The sequence below is a fragment of the Arenimonas sp. genome, from assembly GCF_035312645.1.
GTDB lineage: Bacteria > Pseudomonadota > Gammaproteobacteria > Xanthomonadales > Xanthomonadaceae > Arenimonas.
Window position 1 is genome coordinate 1 of the sequence record NZ_DATGBO010000120.1, and the last position, 18,637, is coordinate 18,637.

The 18,637-nt window shown below is 64.4% G+C and carries 20 protein-coding genes and 1 tRNA gene; 11 read left to right on the forward strand and 10 right to left on the reverse strand.

The features are described from left to right. From VKM35_RS11120 to VKM35_RS11130, 3 genes are all read right to left on the reverse strand, one after another. Positions 1-376: phosphate regulon sensor protein PhoR (locus VKM35_RS11120; protein WP_324321088.1), on the reverse strand; the 376-nt coding region annotated here is incomplete at its 3' end. A 14-nt stretch (positions 377-390) separates the two neighbouring features. Further along, on the reverse strand, positions 391-1,083 hold the full coding sequence (gene phoB, locus VKM35_RS11125) for a phosphate regulon transcriptional regulator PhoB (protein ID WP_324321089.1): 693 nt from the start codon (positions 1,081-1,083) through the stop codon (positions 391-393). Between the two features lie 80 nt (positions 1,084-1,163). After that, positions 1,164-2,786, reverse strand: a complete 1,623-nt coding sequence (locus VKM35_RS11130; protein WP_414636636.1) for a M48 family metalloprotease — start codon at positions 2,784-2,786, stop codon at positions 1,164-1,166. A gap of 87 nt (positions 2,787-2,873) precedes the next feature. Between VKM35_RS11130 and grxC the strand changes: the two genes are divergently transcribed. The 3 genes from grxC (at position 2,874) to VKM35_RS11145 (ending at position 5,089) form a co-directional block, all read left to right on the forward strand. Beyond that, on the forward strand, positions 2,874-3,164 hold the full coding sequence (grxC, locus tag VKM35_RS11135) for a glutaredoxin 3 (protein ID WP_414636638.1): 291 nt from the start codon (positions 2,874-2,876) through the stop codon (positions 3,162-3,164). Then, the gene (locus tag VKM35_RS11140) at positions 3,161-3,556 is read left to right on the forward strand and encodes a carboxymuconolactone decarboxylase family protein (RefSeq protein WP_324321090.1); all 396 of its coding nucleotides are present in this window, start codon (positions 3,161-3,163) and stop codon (positions 3,554-3,556) included. The genes grxC and VKM35_RS11140 overlap by 4 nt, the downstream gene beginning before the upstream one ends. 522 nt (positions 3,557-4,078) lie before the next feature. Continuing rightward, positions 4,079-5,089, forward strand: coding sequence for an isocitrate dehydrogenase (locus VKM35_RS11145; protein ID WP_324321091.1), 1,011 nt, complete (start codon positions 4,079-4,081; stop codon positions 5,087-5,089). Between the two features lie 139 nt (positions 5,090-5,228). Here the strand turns inward: VKM35_RS11145 and thiD are convergent, their stop codons facing one another. From thiD to VKM35_RS11165, 4 genes are all read right to left on the reverse strand, one after another. Then, positions 5,229-6,032, reverse strand: coding sequence for a bifunctional hydroxymethylpyrimidine kinase/phosphomethylpyrimidine kinase (gene thiD / locus VKM35_RS11150; RefSeq protein WP_324321092.1), 804 nt, complete (start codon positions 6,030-6,032; stop codon positions 5,229-5,231). Then, a complete protein-coding gene (locus tag VKM35_RS11155) occupies positions 6,029-6,706 on the reverse strand; it encodes a YoaK family protein (protein WP_324321093.1) in 678 nt (225 codons plus the stop codon). The genes thiD and VKM35_RS11155 overlap by 4 nt, the downstream gene beginning before the upstream one ends. Before the next feature lie 3 nt (positions 6,707-6,709). Beyond that, positions 6,710-8,107: a PhoH family protein gene (locus VKM35_RS11160; protein ID WP_324321094.1), complete on the reverse strand. Its 1,398-nt coding sequence runs from the start codon at positions 8,105-8,107 to the stop codon at positions 6,710-6,712. A 280-nt stretch (positions 8,108-8,387) separates the two neighbouring features. Beyond that, positions 8,388-8,948, reverse strand: coding sequence for a glycine cleavage system protein R (locus VKM35_RS11165; protein WP_324321095.1), 561 nt, complete (start codon positions 8,946-8,948; stop codon positions 8,388-8,390). Positions 8,949-9,065: 117 nt separating this feature from the next. On the opposite strand from VKM35_RS11165, the gene dapA reads away from it, so the two are divergent. Both dapA and VKM35_RS11175 read left to right on the forward strand, forming a co-directional pair. Next, positions 9,066-9,956, forward strand: coding sequence for a 4-hydroxy-tetrahydrodipicolinate synthase (dapA, locus tag VKM35_RS11170; RefSeq protein WP_324321096.1), 891 nt, complete (start codon positions 9,066-9,068; stop codon positions 9,954-9,956). 74 nt (positions 9,957-10,030) lie between these two features. Next, a complete protein-coding gene (locus tag VKM35_RS11175) occupies positions 10,031-10,525 on the forward strand; it encodes a hypothetical protein (RefSeq protein WP_324321097.1) in 495 nt (164 codons plus the stop codon). 95 nt (positions 10,526-10,620) lie between these two features. Here VKM35_RS11175 and fdxA read toward each other — a convergent pair whose 3' ends face one another. Both fdxA and VKM35_RS11185 read right to left on the reverse strand, forming a co-directional pair. Continuing rightward, complete coding sequence (gene fdxA / locus VKM35_RS11180; protein WP_324321098.1) at positions 10,621-10,944, reverse strand: ferredoxin FdxA; 324 nt, start codon at positions 10,942-10,944, stop codon at positions 10,621-10,623. 23 nt (positions 10,945-10,967) lie between these two features. After that, positions 10,968-11,043 (reverse strand) — tRNA-Glu (locus VKM35_RS11185). Positions 11,044-11,150: 107 nt separating this feature from the next. On the opposite strand from VKM35_RS11185, the gene pcnB reads away from it, so the two are divergent. The 5 genes from pcnB to pgi all read left to right on the forward strand — a co-directional run bounded on the left by pcnB (position 11,151) and on the right by pgi (position 16,349). Beyond that, a complete protein-coding gene (pcnB, locus tag VKM35_RS11190) occupies positions 11,151-12,536 on the forward strand; it encodes a polynucleotide adenylyltransferase PcnB (RefSeq protein WP_324321099.1) in 1,386 nt (461 codons plus the stop codon). Then, a complete protein-coding gene (folK, locus tag VKM35_RS11195; RefSeq protein WP_324321100.1) occupies positions 12,533-13,039 on the forward strand; it encodes a 2-amino-4-hydroxy-6-hydroxymethyldihydropteridine diphosphokinase in 507 nt (168 codons plus the stop codon). The genes pcnB and folK overlap by 4 nt, the downstream gene beginning before the upstream one ends. Before the next feature lie 35 nt (positions 13,040-13,074). Further along, complete coding sequence (panB, locus tag VKM35_RS11200) at positions 13,075-13,905, forward strand: 3-methyl-2-oxobutanoate hydroxymethyltransferase (RefSeq protein ID WP_324321101.1); 831 nt, start codon at positions 13,075-13,077, stop codon at positions 13,903-13,905. A gap of 2 nt (positions 13,906-13,907) precedes the next feature. Continuing rightward, positions 13,908-14,756 carry a pantoate--beta-alanine ligase gene (panC, locus tag VKM35_RS11205; RefSeq protein ID WP_324321107.1) on the forward strand — a complete coding sequence of 283 codons (849 nt, stop codon included), beginning with the start codon at positions 13,908-13,910 and terminating at the stop codon, positions 14,754-14,756. Between the two features lie 63 nt (positions 14,757-14,819). Continuing rightward, positions 14,820-16,349 carry a glucose-6-phosphate isomerase gene (gene pgi / locus VKM35_RS11210; protein WP_324321102.1) on the forward strand — a complete coding sequence of 510 codons (1,530 nt, stop codon included), beginning with the start codon at positions 14,820-14,822 and terminating at the stop codon, positions 16,347-16,349. A gap of 98 nt (positions 16,350-16,447) precedes the next feature. On the opposite strand, the gene queG is transcribed toward pgi, so the two are convergent. Beyond that, a complete protein-coding gene (gene queG / locus VKM35_RS11215; RefSeq protein WP_324321103.1) occupies positions 16,448-17,491 on the reverse strand; it encodes a tRNA epoxyqueuosine(34) reductase QueG in 1,044 nt (347 codons plus the stop codon). A gap of 22 nt (positions 17,492-17,513) precedes the next feature. Here queG and VKM35_RS11220 point away from each other — a divergent pair. Then, the coding region (locus VKM35_RS11220) for an NAD(P)H-hydrate epimerase (protein ID WP_324321104.1) at positions 17,514-18,637 on the forward strand (1,124 nt) is incomplete at its 3' end.

The window sequence follows — 18,637 nt, forward strand, 5'->3', positions numbered from 1 at the left end:
TCAGGTGATTGTCGCGGCGGTTGATGATCAGCGCGCCGTCGGGCATCGCGGTGGCGGCTTGCCGATAGGCGCGCAGCAGGCCGACCAGGCGCCGGCTGCGCGTGCGGTTTTCGGTCTGGCGGCGGTGGATCAGCGTTTCCAGCGCGGCCCACATGCCCTGGCCGTGCACGGTATGCAGCTGCTGGCGCCAATCGAGGAAACGCGAGACGCGATACAGCCGCAGATAGGCGCGCAACGCGACCAGCGCGGTCGCGGCCAGCAATACCCAGGCGAGCTGGTGCAGCCACAGGCCGAGCGCGGTGGCAAAGACATAGAAAATCAGGAAGCGCAGCAACGATTGCCGCCAAGCCAACCGTAGCAGCAGCGAGCGGCGCATCCCTGCGGCCGGAGTCAATGCGTTGCCGCGGAGAATCGGTAACCCGATCCGCGGACGGTCTGGACCATTTCTTCCAGACCGGTGGGTTCCAGCGCTTTGCGCAGGCGGCGGATATGCACATCCACCGTGCGTTCCTCGACGTAGACATTGCCGCCCCAGACGTGGTCGAGCAACTGGGTGCGGGAATAGACGCGATCGGCGTGGGTCATGAAGAAATGCAGCAGGCGGTATTCGGTAGGGCCGACGTGGATGGACTGGTCGCCGGCGTAGACGCGGTGGGCGGCGCCGTCGATACGCAGCTTGCCGACCGTCACGGAACCGTCGTCTTCGTCCTCACGCGAGCGGCGCAACACGGCCTTGATGCGGGCGAGTAGTTCGCGCGCCGAGAAGGGCTTGACCACGTAGTCGTCGACGCCGGATTCGAGGCCGCTAACACGGTCGTTTTCCTCACCGCGGGCGGTGAGCATGATGATCGGGATATCGCGGGTGAGTTCGTCGCGGCGCCAGCGCCGGGCCAGCTCCAGGCCGCTGCTGCCGGGCAGCATCCAGTCGAGAAGAATCAGGTCCGGGACCCGTTCGGCGATCGCCGAGGCGGCCTCGCGGGCATCACCGGCATGGACGGGTTCGTATTCGCCCTTGCGCAGGGCGAACGCGACCATGTCGCGGATGGCGGGCTCGTCGTCGACGATGAGAATGCGTTTTTGCACGGACGTACCCTGTCATTGGAAGGAGCAGGGTGCAAGTAGATAAAACTTTTGTGACCATTGAGTGACTGCGCCGGCCGCGGTCAGCCCGGATCGGGGGTCTGGTCCTGCGGTTTGACGCCCTGCCGGCGCATATCCAGCACGATCGGCGTGATCGCGGCGATGCGAGCCTCGACCCTTGCGCGCTGGATATAGTCGATGTCATCGCGCTTGAGCAGGCCGTTGAGCTGCGTCAAGGCATCTTCGGCGCGACCGTTGAGAAAGGCGGCGTCGGCGTAGGCTTCGGTGGCGCGGGCGGTGTCGCCGGCGAGTTCGCTGGCGCGGCCGAAATTCTTCTGGAACAGCGGATCCTCGGAGCTCGACGAAAGCAGGGGTTTGAGCACCGACTGCGCACGCCGGCCGGCCTCGGCGCCGCCGATGTCGTTGAGCATGAGCGCGTAGCTGAGACTGATGGAGCGGTCCTGCGGGAATCGTCGCAGCAGGTCTTCGAAGCGTTGTTTCGCGACCGGATCGTTCTTGCCGGCATGGGCGCATTCGGCGAGAGCGAGATCGATCCAGAGGTTTTCCGGATGCGCTTTGAGCAGCGATTGCAGGCTGGCTTCGGCGCTTGCGGATGAACCGGCGCGCATCTGCGCCAGCGCAAGGCCGTAGCGTTGCGCATCGCTGACGCGACCACCGGCGTGTTCGAAAATCAATCTGTATTCCTGTACCGCCGTGCCGGGGCTGGCGGCGCTAAGTACGCGCAGGCGCTCTTTCGCCCATTCGAACATTCGTGGTTGCAGGTTGCCGGTGGTCGCACTGCCGATGTCGCCGAGGCCGAATGGCAGCAGGGGATTGGACGATGGACGGCTGGTGGCGGCTAGGCGCGGCGATTCGCGTTGCAAGCGCGCGGCACCCTGGCGTGCTTCGCTGATGCGGGTGGCGGTAACCGGATGGCTCTGCAGATAGGCCGGTGCCTTGATGCCGCCGGAGTTGCCGCGCATGGTTCGATCCATGCGTTCGAAAAAATCAGCCATACCGTTGACGTCGTAACCGGAGCGATAAAGCGTCTGCAGGCCGACGCGATCGGCCTCGGCTTCGTTCAAGCGCGAATAGTCGAGCTGACGTTGCATCGCGAGCGCCTGACTGCCCATCACGGCGGCCTGGATCGCATCGCCGCTGTTGCGGCTGTTGGAACTCTGCGCGGCGATGATGGCGCCGACCATCGCCAGCATCAGCGGCAATTGGTCGCGCTTGGCGCGTTCGACGGCGCGCAGCACGTGGCGCTGGGTGACGTGGGAGATTTCGTGGGCGATCACGCCGGCAACTTCATCTTCGTTCTGCGCGGTGAGCACCAGGCCGGCATTGACGCCGACATAGCCACCGAGCGTGGCGAAGGCATTGATCGAGCGATCACCCATCATGAAAAAGGTGAATTGCTGCTGCGGGCGATCGCTGACGGCAGCGAGGCGGTGGCCCATGGTGTCGAGCCAGGAATCGATCAGGGGATCTTCGGTGACGTAGCCGTAGCGACGCAGCTGGTAGAGGGTGTAGGCGCCGTATTCCGATTCTTCCTGCGGGGTCAGCAAGGTGCCGGCCGAGGAGCCCATGTCAGGCAGGGAGTTGCTCTGTGCCCGGGCGCCAACGCCGGTTCCGAGTGCGAAGACGAGGGCAGCGGCAAGGGGAAGGGTTCGGCGCACGGGTTTCTCCAGCAGGTTCGACAGCATGCCCCAGGCCGTCGGCAAACGAGTGAATCGGTAGTTAATCCAGGGCTCAAGACCGCCGGGGCCTGTAAAATGTTCCGCAGCGCCCCCATGTCCATGCCGACCGTCGAGGAGAAGCCTGTGCCCGAAGTGATCATGTACACCACCGCCGTCTGTCCTTACTGCGTGGCGGCGAAGAATTTCCTGAAGTCGCGTGGCGCCGGTTACACCGAGGTACGCGTCGATACCGACCCGACGGCGCGCGCGCTGATGATGGAAAAATCCCGGCGCACGTCGGTGCCGCAGATCTTCATCGGCGACAGGCACGTGGGTGGTTACGATGACCTGGTCGCGCTCGATCGCGCCGGCGGCTTGAAGCCGCTGCTGGAGGTCGCGCCATGAGCCACATCGATGAGGCCGATCGGGTGAAGGCGTTCACCGAGTTCCGGCAGCGCATGAACGAACGGATCCTCGGCCATGACAATCAGGTGGTGAAGCGGTTTTTCGCGCTCGACACGCAGACCTACAAGGCCGGCGCGCTCGACATCAAGACCAAGGAATTGCTCGGTCTGGTGGCATCGATGGTGCTGCGCTGCGACGACTGCATCAGCTATCACATCGCGCAATGCAAGGAAGTCGGCGTCAATCGCGATGAGTTTTTCGAGACCTTCAGCGTCGGCCTGGTCGTCGGTGGTTCCATCGTGATCCCGCATCTGCGCCGGGCCGTGGATTTCCTCGACCAGATCGAAGGCGAGGGCGTGCATGCGCCGAAGCCGGGGCATGAGCACGGCTGAGTCGATGGGAATACATCGCGACACTTTCTGAAGCGTCGAGTCCGCAGTCCCGCGCCTGCCGGGGATTCGCGTGCGGTTCGGTCGGCACATCCTGTGCCGACTCACCGCCGCAAACCATCCCTGGTTTGCTACTGCGAATTCCCCGACAAGCACGGGACTGCTCCGTGGCGGTGAGGCAAGCCCGCTCCACGCAAGTCGTAATCTGAGCGGAGATTTTCTCGCCGAAGCCTGATTCTCCATATTCGCGACCGCGGTACCCGGCGGGGGTATTCGCGCCGAGCCGGCCAGGGAGGGCCGGCGCGACCGCCAGGGCAGGACAGCCCTGACGGTCGAAAAGCGAACGCCCCCGTCGGGTGCTGCGGGTTGCATCGAAGCTGAAATCCGGGCTTTCCCCCACAACGGAACCCACCAAACGAACCTGTCTAGAATGCTTGGCCGGCGGCCTGATCAGTCGATCTGGCATAATGCGCGCGCCTTCGGCGGTGACTATCCCGCCTTCAAACCCGAGAAGAACAAGCCCTCATGACTCAGACCATTGCGGTGATCCGCGGCGACGGCATCGGCCCGGAAATCATGGACGCGACACTGCACGTCCTCGACAAGCTCAATCTCGGCCTGACTTACGACTTCGTCGACGCCGGCCTGGCCGCCTACGAAAAGCAAGGCGAATTGTTGCCTGCCGCCACGCTCGCTGCCATCACCAAACACCGCATCGCGCTCAAGAGCCCGCTGACCACGCCGGTCGGCGAAGGCTTCTCCTCGATCAACGTCGAGTTGCGCAAACGCTTCGACCTCTACGCCAACGTGCGTCCGGCGATCAGTTTCCCGAACACCAAGTCGCGTTATCAGGCGATCGACCTGATCACCGTGCGCGAGAACACCGAAGGCGCCTACATCGGCGAAGGTCAGAGCCTGTCGGCCGACGGCGAGACCGCCTTGCTGACACAGAAGATCACCCGCAAGGGTTCCGAACGCATCGTCCGCTACGCCTTTGATCTGGCCCGCAAGATCGGTCGCAAGAAAGTCACGATCGTGCACAAGGCCAACATCCTCAAGTCGACTTCGGGATTGTTCCTGAAAGTCGCACGCGAAGTCGCCGCGCAGTATCCCGACATCCAGTGCAACGAGATGATCGTCGACAACACCTGCATGCAGCTGGTGATGAAGCCGGAGCAGTTCGACGTGATCGTCACCACCAACCTTTTCGGCGACATCATTTCGGACTTGTGCGCCGGCCTCGTTGGCGGGCTTGGACTCGCGCCGGGAGCGAATATCGGCGCCGATGCAGCTATTTTCGAGGCGGTGCATGGCTCCGCGCCCGACATCGCCGGCAAGGGAATCGCCAATCCTTGCGCGCTGCTGCTGGGCGCCGGCCAGATGCTCGATCACCTCGGCAAGGTCGACGAAGCGCGGCGCCTGCGCAATGCCATCGTCAAGACCATGGAAGCCAAGGACAACCTGACGCCGGATCTCGGTGGCGAAGGCACGACGATGTCGTTCGCGAATGCGATCGCGTCGCGACTGTCCGCCTGACGATCGCTTCCGGTCATCGTGGGTGATTGCAGAGGGGCGCCGATGGCGCCCCTTCTTTTTCATCGCCGCTTTATCATCGCGAACGCGAGCGTGGATTCATCGCCTGCGTCGAGCGCTGCCGCCTTGTTCGAAAGCGCCGCTAGCGTCCGCGCCAGAAATGCTCGAGCACCGCGACCTTGCCCTTGCCGGGTCGATATGAATTGACCAGCGCACCGTGCACATAGTCCGCGGCGGCATCGCAGGCTTCGGGCAGGGACAGGCGCAGGCAGAGGTTGGCGGCGATCGCGGAGGCCAGCGTGCAGCCGGTGCCGTGGCCTTCGACATCCAGGCGCGTGTGCACGAATTCGTGGAGGTGATGACCATCGTCGAGGCGGTCGGTCATCTCCGGGCCTTTCAGATGACCGCCCTTGAGCAGCACTGCGCGGGCATCGAGCGCGAGCAGTTCGACCAGCGCGGCCTCCGCATCTTCATCGCTTTCGATCACGTGGCCGAGCAGCAACTCGGCCTCGGGAATGTTCGGCGTGATCACCGTCGCCAGCGGCAGCAGACGTGTGCGCAGCGCATCGAGCGCGGCCGGGTCGAGCAGGCGGGCGCCGGAACTGGCCACCATCACCGGATCGAGCACGATGAACTTCGGTTGATGCTGTTCCAGTGCGTCGGCGACGGCGTGGATGATGCGGGCGGTGGCGAGCATTCCGAGTTTCACCGCCTCGACGCGGAAATCATCGAAGCAGGCGTCGATCTGCGCACGCAGGAAATTTGTCGGCGGCACGTGCACGGCAGTCACGGCGCGGGTGTTCTGCGCCGTCAGCGCGGCGATTGCCGAAAGACCATGCACGCCATGCGCGGCAAACGTCTTGAGGTCGGCCTGGATGCCGGCACCGCCGCCGGAATCGGAACCGGCGATGGTGAGCACGCAGGGCTGGCGGGTGTCTTTGCTCATGGCGATGTTGCTCGCGAGCGTTGATGCTGGCGGTAGGCGACATAGGCCAAGCCGGTGCCGCCGGTGAGGGCTGCCGGAAAATACAACGCCGCGTAGCGGAAGCTCGCGAACAACCACGCGCCCAGCAGGCCGCCGGCGAAGAAGAAGGTGATCACCAGAAGGCATAGCCCCAGTCGCCGCTGCGCCACCGGCATGCCGCGCAGCGCATGGCCGAGCATGATGCCGAGGTCGGTGAACATGCCGCTGACATGCGACGTACGCACCACGGCGTTGCTGTAGGTCGTCGCCATCGCGTTCTGCAGGCCGCAGGCGATGGCAGCGCAGATCGGGCCGGCAAGTTGCTGCCGTTCGAACAGCGGTATCGCGATCAGGAGCAGCAGTGCTTCGATCGTCAATACCAAGCCATAGCGACGGCCCAGGCGCAGCGCGCTGTCCTGGATGATCAGGCCGCTGAGCATCGCGCCGCCAACGAAAGCCGCCATCAATGCAAAAAGATGCGCGGTGGCGTGCCAGTCGCCCGTCACGAGTGCGGCGGCGAGCAAGCTGGTGTTGCCGGTGAGGTGGGTGATGGCCTGGTGCTGGAATCCCAGGAAGCCGACCACATTGACGATGCCGGCCACGCAGGCGAGGGCGGCGGCGCCGACCCAGACCCACGTGGCCAGGCGTTCGGCCATTTTCTACAGGACTTCCGAGGCGTAATCGGCCAGACGCGAACGCTCGCCGCGACGCAGCGTGATGTGCGCGCTGTGTGCCCAGTTCTTGAAACGGTCGACAGCGTAGGTCAGGCCCGAGGTTGTTTCCGTGAGGTAGGGCGTATCGATCTGCTCGACGTTGCCCATGCAGATGATCTTCGTGCCCGGGCCGGCGCGCGTGATCAGCGTTTTCATCTGCTTGGGCGTGAGGTTCTGCGCTTCGTCGACGATCACCCAGCGGTTGAGGAAGGTGCGGCCGCGCATGAAGTTCATCGCGCGGATCTTGATGCGGCTGGCGAGCAGGTCGTTGGTCGCGCCGCGGCCCCAGGCGCCGTGGTCGTCGGTGTGCGTGAGCACTTCCAGGTTGTCGGTAAGCGCGCCCATCCACGGCGTCATTTTTTCTTCCTCGGTGCCGGGCAGGAAACCGATGTCTTCGCCGACCGAGACCGTCGCGCGGGTCATGATGATCTCGCGGTAGCGCTGCACATCCATCGTCTGCGCGAGGCCGGCGGCGAGCGCCAGCAAGGTTTTGCCGCTGCCGGCGGTGCCCAGCAGGGTGACCAGGTCGATCTCCGGATCCATCAGCGCGTTGAAAGCGAAATTCTGCTCGCGGTTGCGCGCGTTGATGCCCCAGACCTGGTGCTGCTGCGAGTGGTAGTCGTCGACGATCTGCAGGATCACGCGGTCGCCGTCAATGCGCGCCACGCGCATCTCAACTTCGTCCTCGCCAGGCATGTACAGGAACTGGTTCGGATACCAGCCATCGTCGGCGCTGCGCCGCACTTCGTAGAACGTGCGGCCTTTTTCCGTCCACGAGCGCAGGTTGCCTTCGTGCCGCTCCCAGAAATCCGCCGGCAACTCCATCGCGCCGGTGAACAGCAGGTTGAAGTCGTCGATCGCGCGGTCGTTCTCGTAGTCTTCAGCCGGCACCGAGCAGATCGAAGCCTTGATGCGCAGGTTGATGTCCTTGGACACCAGTACCACCGGAATGCCGGGATTGTCTTCGCGCAGTTGCAGGATCGAACCGAGGATCAGGTTGTCGGGAAGGACAGTGCCGAAACGCTTGCCGGCTTCCACGGGTTTGAGCTGGAACAGCAGACGACCGACGCTGTCCGGGCTGCGTAGTTGCAGGCCCTTGGGCGGCGCGAGTTTGACGCCGTTCTCGATGTTGGTGCTGCCGTGCGCCTCGATCAGTTCGTTGAGAAAGCGGCTGACCTGGCGGGCGTTGCGACTGGCTTCCGAATGACCTTTTTTCCCGTTGTCCAACTCTTCCAACACCATCATCGGTATGAAGACGTCGTGCTCCTCGAACTTGAACAAAGCAGTCGGGTCGTGCATCAGCACGTTGGTGTCCAGCACGTAGATGCGCTTGCTTCGGGTCATCGATATTCCCTGGTGGACGGAAAGAAAGTGTTGCTGCGCATCCTGCGAAGCGCAGGATTGCGCGAGTGGCGCGTGAGGCAGGATGCCGGGAGCGCCCGCTCGCGGCATTCGCACATCCATGTGCAGCACGAGATCACCGTGGCTCGCGGGGCGAGACGGTGGGTGGGGTGAAAACGGGGGACGGTCATTCCGGGCAGCCTGTCCGGAAAGAGGCTGCAGGCCCGTGACGACGGGCGGGCGTGTTGGCGATGGCGAGCGATCGGCGTTCGGGCATTCGATCTCAGAACTTCATCGGATCCATGATGGCGTCGAGGTTGAGGTGATCGCAGAACTCCATGAAATCGTCGCGCAGGGCGGCGATGTGCATGTTGGCCGGGATGCCGACCGTGACCTGGCAGGTGAACATTTCGGCGCCGGTCTGCATCGCACGATAGCGCGAACTCTGCAGTGTCTCGATAGTGATGCCCTGGCGATCGAAGAAATCGGCGAGCTGGAACAGGATGCCGGGCTTGTCGGCGGCGACGACTTCGACGATGTAGGGCAGCAGGTTCGACTGCATCGGCTTGGCGCCGGTGCGGTACCAGACCAGCTTGAAGCCTTCCTCGCGCTCGAGCCGGGTGAGCATGGCCTCGAGCTTGGCAACCGCGTCCCAGGAGCCGACTGCGAGCGCGATCACCGAGACATCACGGCCGACCGTAGCCAGACGGGCGTCGACCATGTTGCAACCGGATTCGGAGATGCGGCGGGTCACCGCCAGCAGGGGTGACTGCGGATGCGTGGTGTAAGCGCTGATCAGCAGGTGGTTTTCGTTTGCAGCGGGTCTGGCGGTCGCGTCGGTCAAAGCCTTGTTCCAGCGGCGGCGCGGTGCATGCCGCGCCTGATATGCCAAGCCAGCATACTTGCCGCCGCTTTCCTCCCGCAAGTAACATCGCATCCGGATTCTCGCAGGCCCACTCCCTTGCACCTCACCGGCAGCATCACCGCCCTGGCGACCCCGTTCACGGCGTCGGGCGAGATCGATTTCCCCGCATGGCAACGCCTTCTCGACCAGCAGATCGCCGGCGGAACCCGCGGCGTCGTTGTCGCAGGCTCGACGGGCGAAGCGGCGACGCTGTCGGACCAGGAGTTCGGTCTGTTGCTGCGCGCGGCAGTGCAACACGTCGCGGGACGCATGCAGATACTTGCCGGCACCGGGCAATCGAGCACCGCGAAGACGATTGCGCAGACGCAGCTCGCAAGCGCAGCCGGCGCCGATGCCGCGCTGGTGGTGACGCCTCCTTATGTGCGTCCGACGCCGGCCGGCTTGATCGCGCATTACACGGCGGTCGCCGAGCAGGGCGGACTGCCGGTGGTGCTCTACAACGTTCCGGGCCGCACGGGTTGCGACATGCAGCCGGAAACCGTGGCCGAGCTGTGCAAGCATCCGGGCATCATCGGTATCAAGGAAGCGCGCGGCGACGAAGAGCGCTGGAGCGCGCTGTATCCGCTGGCCTCGGCGAATTTCTCGTTGCTCAGCGGTGATGACCCGACCTTCGTGCGCGCACTGCGCGGCGGTGCGTCCGGCGTGATCTCGGTCGCCTCGAACGTCGTGCCGCGGGTGTTCAGCAAACTTTGCGCGCTGCTGGCTTCCGGTTCCGGCGATGCGGCAGTCGCGCTGGATGCGCGCCTGGCGCCGCTGTACGACTTCCTCGGTGTCGAATCCAATCCGATTCCGGTCAAGGCAGTGTTGCAGCGCCTCGGTATCGGCACGCAATTGCGGCTGCCGCTGCAGGTGCTTTCGCCGCGATATGCCGGGCAGGCCGACGAAATGGCTGCCCTGTGCCGACAGATCGAAGCCGAACTGTCGTGACGAACTTTGCCGATAAGGCTACTGTCTACCCAAGCCGCGGCCAGACCGCCCGCTTCATTTCGCAGGAGAACACCATGATTTCCGTTACCCGTTACGCGCGCCCGCTGCTCGCGGCTGGCGTGGCCCTGGCCCTGGTTTCAGGCACTGGCTGCAGCTGGATCAAGCACAGAACCCACAAGACCGACTATGCCAACAGCACCGAGAACCGGCCGCTGGAAGTGCCACCGGACTTGGATGTACCCGACACCTCGGCGGCTACGCCGCTGCCGCCGGCGTCTCTGCTGGGCGGCGCGAAAACCGCCAATTCCACCGGGTTCCTCGTCGATGGCGATGCCAAGACGGTCTGGAGCAAGGTCGGTGAGGTCCTGTCGGGCTTCAATGGCGTGACGGTCACTGGTCGTGCCGAGGCGATCACCAGCTACGACGTCAACTACTCCGGCCAGAGCTTTCTGGTTCGTGTCGAGAGCGCCGGCGCCAAGAGCCGCGTCAGCGCGATCAGCCCCGATGGCATCAGCCTGACCCAAGGTCCGGCGGCGCAGTTGCTGGCGCAGATCCAGAGCCGCTTCTAAGCGGAATGCGGATCGCTGAAATGAAAAAGGGCGCCGACGGCGCCCTTTTTCTTTGCGGTGTTGCTTGATCCGGCGGCGCTTTCGTTGCGTCGATATCAGCGCTGCAATTCAGAAAGTTTCCCACTCTTGCCATCCCATTGCGCCGCATCGGGCAGGGCATCGCTGCGCGTGGTGATCACCGGCCAGGCCTTGGCGAGTTCGGCGTTGAGCGCGATGAAATTTTCCTGGCCGGCGGGCACGTCGTCTTCGGGATAGATGGCTTTTGCCGGGCATTCGGGCTCGCACAAGGTGCAATCGATGCACTCGTCCGGGTCGATCACCAGAAAATTGGGGCCTTCATGGAAGCAATCCACCGGGCAGACTTCGACGCAGTCGGTGTATTTGCAGCGGATGCAGTTCTCGACAACGACGAAGGGCATGTTGCTTCCGACGAAAAAGGCGTTGGCGCTCCCTACGAGGTTCGAACTCGTGTTCCAGCCTTGAGAGGGCCGTGTCCTGGACCGCTAGACGAAGGGAGCGCATGGATTGCGCCGATGGCAGAGGCTAGTATAGCGGCTCACTTCCCCGCCGCCTAGGCTGTCGCCTGCGGCTGCCTAGGCCGGAAGGAATCCGGCCTCGAGAACCCATGACGGAAATTCCCCTCAGCATCCTGCCAGCCCCGCGCATCGTTCCGCGCGATGGTCATGGCATCTCCCGCAAGGACATCAGTCCGAACGCATTGCGGGTTCTATATCGTCTGCGCGAGGGCGGTTTCAGCGGCTATCTGGTCGGCGGTGCGGTACGCGACCTGCTGATCGGCGGACATCCCAAGGATTTCGACGTCGCCACCGATGCCACGCCCGAGCAGGTGAAATCGCTGTTCCGCAATTGCCGCATCATCGGTCGCCGCTTCCGCCTTGCCCACGTTGTCTATGGCCGCGAGATCATCGAGGTGGCCACCTTCCGCGCCAATGTCGACGACGGCAGCGGTGATCGCGAGACGGTCGGCGAAGGCCGCCTGCTGCGCGACAACGTCTACGGCACTATCGAGGACGATGCGGTCCGTCGCGATTTCACCGCCAACGCGCTGTACTACACCGTCGACGATTTTTCCGTACGCGATTACGTCGGCGGTTTCGAGGACGTCCAGGCGCGTGTGCTCAAACTGATTGGCGATCCGGAAGCGCGCTACCGCGAAGATCCGGTGCGCATGCTGCGTGCGGTGCGCTTGTCGTCGAAGCTGGATTTCTCCATCGATCCCGAAGCCGCCGAACCGATTCCGCGCTTGGCACCACTGTTGTCGGGCGCGGCGCCGGCGCGATTGTTCGATGAATGCCTAAAGATGTTCCTCGCCGGGCACGCCGAGAAAAGTTTCCTGAGCCTGGAAAAGCACGGCCTGCTGCCGGTGCTGTTTCCGGAAACAGCGAAGGCGATCATTACCAACCGCAGCGGTGCGTTGCGCACGATGCTGGTGCAGGCGTTGCGCAATACCGACCAGCGCATCGCCGAGGACAAGCCGGTAACGCCGGCCTTCCTGTTCGCCGCGCTGCTCTGGCCGGCGTATTGTCGCGAACTCGCGGTACTGCAGAAAGGCGGCACCGATCCGCTGGTCGCGCAGCAGCGCGCCGCCGATCGCGTCACCCTGCATCAGGCCGATCGCATCGCGCTGCCGCGCCGGTTCTCGCAGCCGATGCAGGAGATCTGGCTGCTGCAGCCGCGTTTCGGCCAGCGCATGCGCAAGCGCGTGTTCCGCCTACTGTCGCACCCGCGCTTCCGCGCCGCGTTCGATTTCCTCGAGTTGCGACAGTCCGGATCACCGGAAGTCGCCGATGACGTCGCGTTCTGGCGCGAGGCGCAATTGCAGTCGCCCGAACAACTTGCCGATCGTCTTGGCCCGAGCAAGCCGCGCAGTGACGAAGCTGTGGAAGAGGATGGTGTGGCGGTGGAGGGTGACGCGCCGAAGAAGCGTCGCCGTCGTCGCCGCAAGCCCGCGAATGCGGAGGCAGCATCCGTCGTCGGACCTTCCGAATGACCCTCCCGCCCGATCCCCCCGTTCGCGCTTTCGTCGGTCTGGGCAGCAACCTGGGCGAGTCGGTGGATACGCTCGAAGAAGCGATCCGACTACTCGACATGCTGCCGCAGACCTCGATCCGTGCGCAGTCGCAGTTCTATCGCACGCCGGCCTGGGGTCGTACCGACCAGCCTGATTTCATCAACGCAGTGGTCGAATTGCAGACCCGTCTGGTGCCGCGCGTGCTGCTGGAAAAACTGTTGGATATCGAACAGCACTTCGGCCGCGTCCGTCGCGACGACGACCGCTGGGGACCGCGCGAACTCGATCTTGATCTGCTCGTGTACGGTCTGGAATCGCTGGATCAGCCCGGCCTGCACGTTCCGCACCCGCGCCTGGCCGAGCGCGCTTTCGTGTTGGTGCCCCTGGCGGAAATTGCACCTGCGCTGGAAATTCCCGGGCTTGGCCGGGTAAGCGATCTGCTCGCGGCGGTGGCTAGCGACGGCATCCACGCGTTACCGTAGCCTCTTCCCGCCATTCAAGCCCATTGGGGCCACGCATGTACGCAGCTTCCGACAAGACCGCTTCGCGCGCCGCCGTGACCGTGCCCAGGCTTCGCCAGATGAAGGCGGAGCGGCAACGCATCGCCGCGTTGACGGCGTACGACGCGAGCTTCGCGCGTGCGCTCGATGCCTGCGGCGTTGATGTGATTCTTGTCGGCGATTCGCTGGGCATGGTGATCCAGGGTCATGGCAGCACGCTGCCGGTGACCGTCGACGACATCGTCTACCACAGCGCCTGCGTCGCACGCGGACTGAAACACGCATTGCTGATCGCCGACATGCCGTTCCAGAGTTATGCCACGCCCGAGCGCGCGCTCGATGCCGCAGCGGCGATGCTCTCGATCGGTGGCGCCAGCATGGTCAAGCTCGAGGGCGCCGGCGCCTTGCTCGACAGCATCAGTTTCCTCAGCGAACGCGATATTCCGGTCTGCGCCCATCTTGGCCTGACGCCGCAATCGGTGCTGCGCCTGGGCGGTTACAAGGTGCAGGGCCGCGAACAGGCAGCGGCGAAGAAACTGCTTGCCGACGCGCGTGCCGTGGCCGAGGCCGGTGCGGATCTGCTGGTGCTCGAATGCGTTCCCAGTGCACTGGCCGCCGAGATCACCCGCGAGTTGGCAATCCCGACCATCGGCATCGGTGCCGGCCCCGATTGCGACGGCCAGATCCTCGTGCTGCACGATCTGCTCGGCATGAACTCCGGGCATCGCCGGCCGCGTTTCGTGAAAAATTTCCTCGAGCAGGGCGGATCGATTGATGGCGCCATCCGCGCCTATGTCGAAGAAGTGAAGTCCGGCGCGTTCCCCACCTCCGAACACGGATACGAATGAGCATGCAGAGTTTCACCACGGTGGCGATGTTCCGGCGCCAGATCGCCGATTGGCGCAGCGCCGGCAAACGCATCGCGTTTGTTCCGACCATGGGCAACCTGCATGCCGGGCATTTCGCGCTGGTGAAACTCGCGCGCGAACACGCCGACAAGGTGGTCGCGAGCATTTTCGTCAACCCGACCCAGTTCGGCCCGAACGAGGATTACGCGCGTTACCCGCGCACACCCGATTCCGACATCGATGGTCTGGCCGGCGCCGGCTGCGATGCGCTGTTGCTGCCCAGCGTCGAGGAGATGTATCCATTCGGAACCATGGGTTGCGTGCAGATGCATGTGCCCGGCATCACCGACATCCTCTGCGGCGCGCATCGCCCCGGCCATTTCAATGGCGTGGCGCAAGTGGTCGCGCGGCTGTTCAACATGGTCCAGCCCGATGTCGCGGTGTTCGGTCGCAAGGATTACCAGCAGTTGCAGGTGATCCGCTACATGACCACGGAAATGAGTTTCCCGGTGCAGATCGTGCCGGCGCCGACGCTGCGCGAAAGCGACGGCCTGGCGATGAGTTCGCGCAACCAGTATCTGCAGGGCGAGGAACGCCAGACCGCGACTTTCATCCATCAGACCCTGTGCTTCATGCGCGATCAGGCGGCGCTCGGCATGCCGCCCGGCGGCATCGAGGCGGAAGCGCGGCAACGACTGGAAATGGCCGGTTTTACGGTCGATTACGCCGAAATCCGCCGCAGCGACCTGGCGCGGCCCAAGGCCAGCGACGAGAAAGGATTGCTGGCGCTGATCGCGGCGCGCCTCGGCCGCACGCGCCTGATCGACAATCTGGAATTCGACGCCGCGTGAGCGGCGGCAGCGCCGGTCATGCTGGCCGGTTAGACTGCGACCAACTTCAGCCCCGGACATTTCATGCGGATCGATCCTGACTGGCAGGCCTTGAGTGTGGAAGCGGCGCGCCTGATCCAGGTGCCGCTGAGTGAGTTGACGGCTTCAGGGCCGGATCGGGCGCGCGAATTTTCGTTGCGCGTTGGTCCGCTCTACGCGAGTTTCGCGCGGCAACGCTACGACACCGCCGCCCGCAAGGTGTTGCTGGATCTGGCGCGCAATGCCGGCGTTGCCGACGCATTCCGCGCGTTGTTCGACGGCGAGAAAGTCAACGTCTCGGAAGCACGTCCCGCGCTGCATACCGCGCTGCGCTCGGACCTGGGGCAGGGCGAAGCCGCGAAGGCGGCGCGTCGGGAAGTGGTGCCGACGCAGTCGTTGATGCTGGCGATGGCCGGCGAACTTCGCGACAGCGACGTGACCGATGTGATCAATGTCGGCATCGGTGGCTCCGATCTCGGGCCGCGTCTGGCGGTCGATGCGCTGCGCGATTTTTCCGATGGCCGCCTGCGCATTCACTTCCTAAACAACGCCGATGCCAGCGCCGTGCAACACCTGTTGCGCGGACTGGATCCCGCGCATACGGCGGTCGTGCTGGTGTCGAAGAGTTTCGGTACGCAGGAAACTCTGCTCAACGGCGCGATCCTTAAAGACTGGCTGGGTAGCGACGACCGCCTGTACGCGGTCACCGCCAATGTTGCGAAAGCCGCCGCATTCGGCGTCGCCGGCGAACGCGTGCTGCCGATGTGGGATTGGGTTGGCGGGCGTTATTCGCTGTGGTCGGCGGTGGGATTCGTGGTCGCGCTGGCGATCGGTGGAGAAAATTTCAAGCACATGCTTGCCGGCGCCGCCGCGATGGACGCGCATGTGTTGTCGACGCCGCTGGAAAGCAATCTCGCGGTCTGGCATGCGCTGTCGGTGATCTGGAATCGCAACGGGTTGGGCTTCGACACGCATGCGGTGATGCCGTACGACGAGCGCCTGGCGTTGTTGCCGGCGTATCTGCAGCAACTGGTGATGGAGAGTCTGGGCAAGTCCGTGCGCCCCGACGGCACGCCGGCGCCGGTGGCGACGGTGCCCATGCTCTGGGGCGGTACCGGTACCAGCAGCCAGCACAGTTTTTTCCAGGCGCTGCATCAGGGCACGGACACCGTGCCTTCCGATTTCGTCGGCGTGGTCCGGCCCGCGCATCCCTACGCCGAAAGTCATACGGCCTTGCTCGCCAATCTGCTCGCGCAGGGCGAAGCGCTGGCCAACGGCGCCGACGATGCCGACGCGCAGAAACGCTATCCGGGCAATCGCCCATCGACCTTGTTCCTGCTCGACGAACTCACGCCGGAATCGTTCGGCGCGTTGATAGCGATGTACGAACACAGCGTCTACGCGCAGAGCGTGATCTGGGGCATCAATGCGTTCGATCAATGGGGCGTGGAGCTGGGCAAGCGCATCGCCAGTCAGCTGCTGCCGGCGTTGGACGGTGTCGATCAGTCCGCCATTACCGATCCGGTGACGCAGGCCCTGCTAGCCGAGATCCACGCGCGCCGCAAGATCTCGTAGGAGCGCTCACGAGCGCGATTTGCACGCGTCGCGACGGCGCCCGCGATTGCGCTGATGAGAGGTTCGTATTGCGGGAGAAGTCGCGCACATGCGCGGTCCTATGTGCGCGCCAAAGCCCATTCCACGTGTTCGCGCACGATTTCCGAGGCATGCTCGCGCCGTGATTCCAATGCGGCGGTGGTTTCTTCGCTGCGCGGCGCATTGCCCAGCGCTACGGCGATATTGCGCAGCCAGCCTTCGTAACCGGTGCGGCGGATCGCCGAGCCTTCGGTGCGTTGCAGGAATTGTTCTTCGGTCCAGGCGAACAATTCCACCAGCGTGGCGCGGTCGAGATCGTTGCGCGCGCGGAAATCCGGCTCATCGAAACGCTTGGCGAATTTGTTCCATGGGCAGATCAACTGGCAGTCGTCGCAGCCGAAGATGCGGTTGCCGATCGCCTTACGGAATTCTTCCGGAATCGAGCCTTTCAACTCGATGGTCAGATAGCTGATGCAGCGGCGCGCGTCGATGCGATTGGGCGCGATGATCGCCTGGGTCGGGCAGATGTCGATGCAGCGCGTGCAGGTGCCGCAATGCGCGCTGGCTTCGGCGTCGGTCGGCAACGGCAGATCGACGTAGATTTCGCCGAGGAAAAACCAGCTGCCGGCATCCTTGTTGATCACGCAGGCATTCTTTCCGATCCAACCCAGGCCGGCGTTGCGCGCGAGCGCGCGCTCAAGTACCGGCGCGGAATCGACGAAGACGCGATAGCCGAACGGGCCGATCGCTGCGCCGATGCGGTCGGCGAGTTTCTGCAGGCGGCTGCGCATCACCTTGTGGTAATCGCGGCCCAGCGCATAGCGCGCGACATACGCGCGCTCGCTGTCGGCAATCGTTTGCCAGGCCAGTGCATCCTCACCGGTGCCGTAGTCCATGCGCACGCTGAGTACGCGCAAGGTGCCTGGTTGTAATTGTTCGGGGCGCGAACGCTTGTCGCCGTGCCTGGCCATGTATTCCATCTCGCCGTGCTGGCCACGCTGCAACCAATCGTGCAGATGCGCCTCGTCCCCGGCGAGATCGACGCCGGCGATGCCCAGTTGCTGGAAGCCCAGTTCGCGGCTCCATTGCTTGATGTCATCGGCGAGGGCGCGCAGGTCGGGCATCGGGCAAGTATAGAATCGCGGCATGAATTTGCCGCAGCCGCTGTATCACCCCGAACAGGTCCGCGAGATGGATCGCCGCGCCCAGCAGGAGTTCGGCCTGTCCGGCTACGAACTCATCGGCCGTGCCGGCGCCGCGGCCTGGGCATTGCTGCAGCGGCGCTGGCCGCAGGCGCGGCATATCGGTGTGGTCTGCGGGCCGGGCAACAATGGCGGCGACGGTTACGTCCTCGCGCGCTTGGCGAAGGCGGCGGGTTGCAAGGTTTCGCTGGTCCTGGCTCCAGGTGGCGATCCACGCACGCCGGATGCGTTCCGCGCCGCCAGCGACTGGCGCGCCGCCGGCGGCCCCAGCAGCATTTTTGACGGCAATTTGCCGATGGCGGATGTTTGGGTCGATGCGATCTACGGTCTTGGCCTGAGCCGTGCGCCGACCGAAGCGGTGCAGGCGATGATTGAGCGCCTCAACGGGCGACGCTGCCCGGTGCTGGCGATCGATGTTCCTTCCGGCGTGGATGCCGATCGCGGTTGCGCCACCGGCGTGGCGCTGCGAGCGCACGTCACGCTGAGCTTCATCGCCGGCAAGCGCGGCCTGTACACAGGGCCGGCGCGAGATTATGCCGGTGAAGTATTTCTCGATGGCCTGGGTCTGGTGCCGGAATTGCAGCAGGGTTTCACGCCAGCAGCGCTGCTTTATCGCGCCGAGCATTTGACTGCGGGCCTGGCGCCGCGCCATGCGAATGCGCACAAAGGCGAATACGGACATTTGTTGTGCGTCGGCGGCGAAGTCGGCATGGGTGGCGCGGTGCGCCTGTGTGCGGAAGCGGCTCTGCGCACTGGCGTCGGCCTGGCCAGCGTGGCGACGCGAACGGAAGGCGTCGCGGCACTCGTCGCCGCGCGCCCGGAAGCGATGACGCATGCGGTGGAAACCGCCGATGCGCTGCACGAACTCATCGTCAAGGCCGATGTGCTCGCGGTTGGCCCAGGGCTGGGGCAGGGCAGCTGGGGGCGATCGCTGTTCGAAACCGCGGCGATTTCCGGCAAGCCGCTGATCCTCGATGCCGATGGCTTGAATCTGCTGGCGCTGCATCCGCGTCCATTGCCGCAGGCGATCCTGACGCCACATCCTGGCGAAGCGGCGCGACTGCTGGG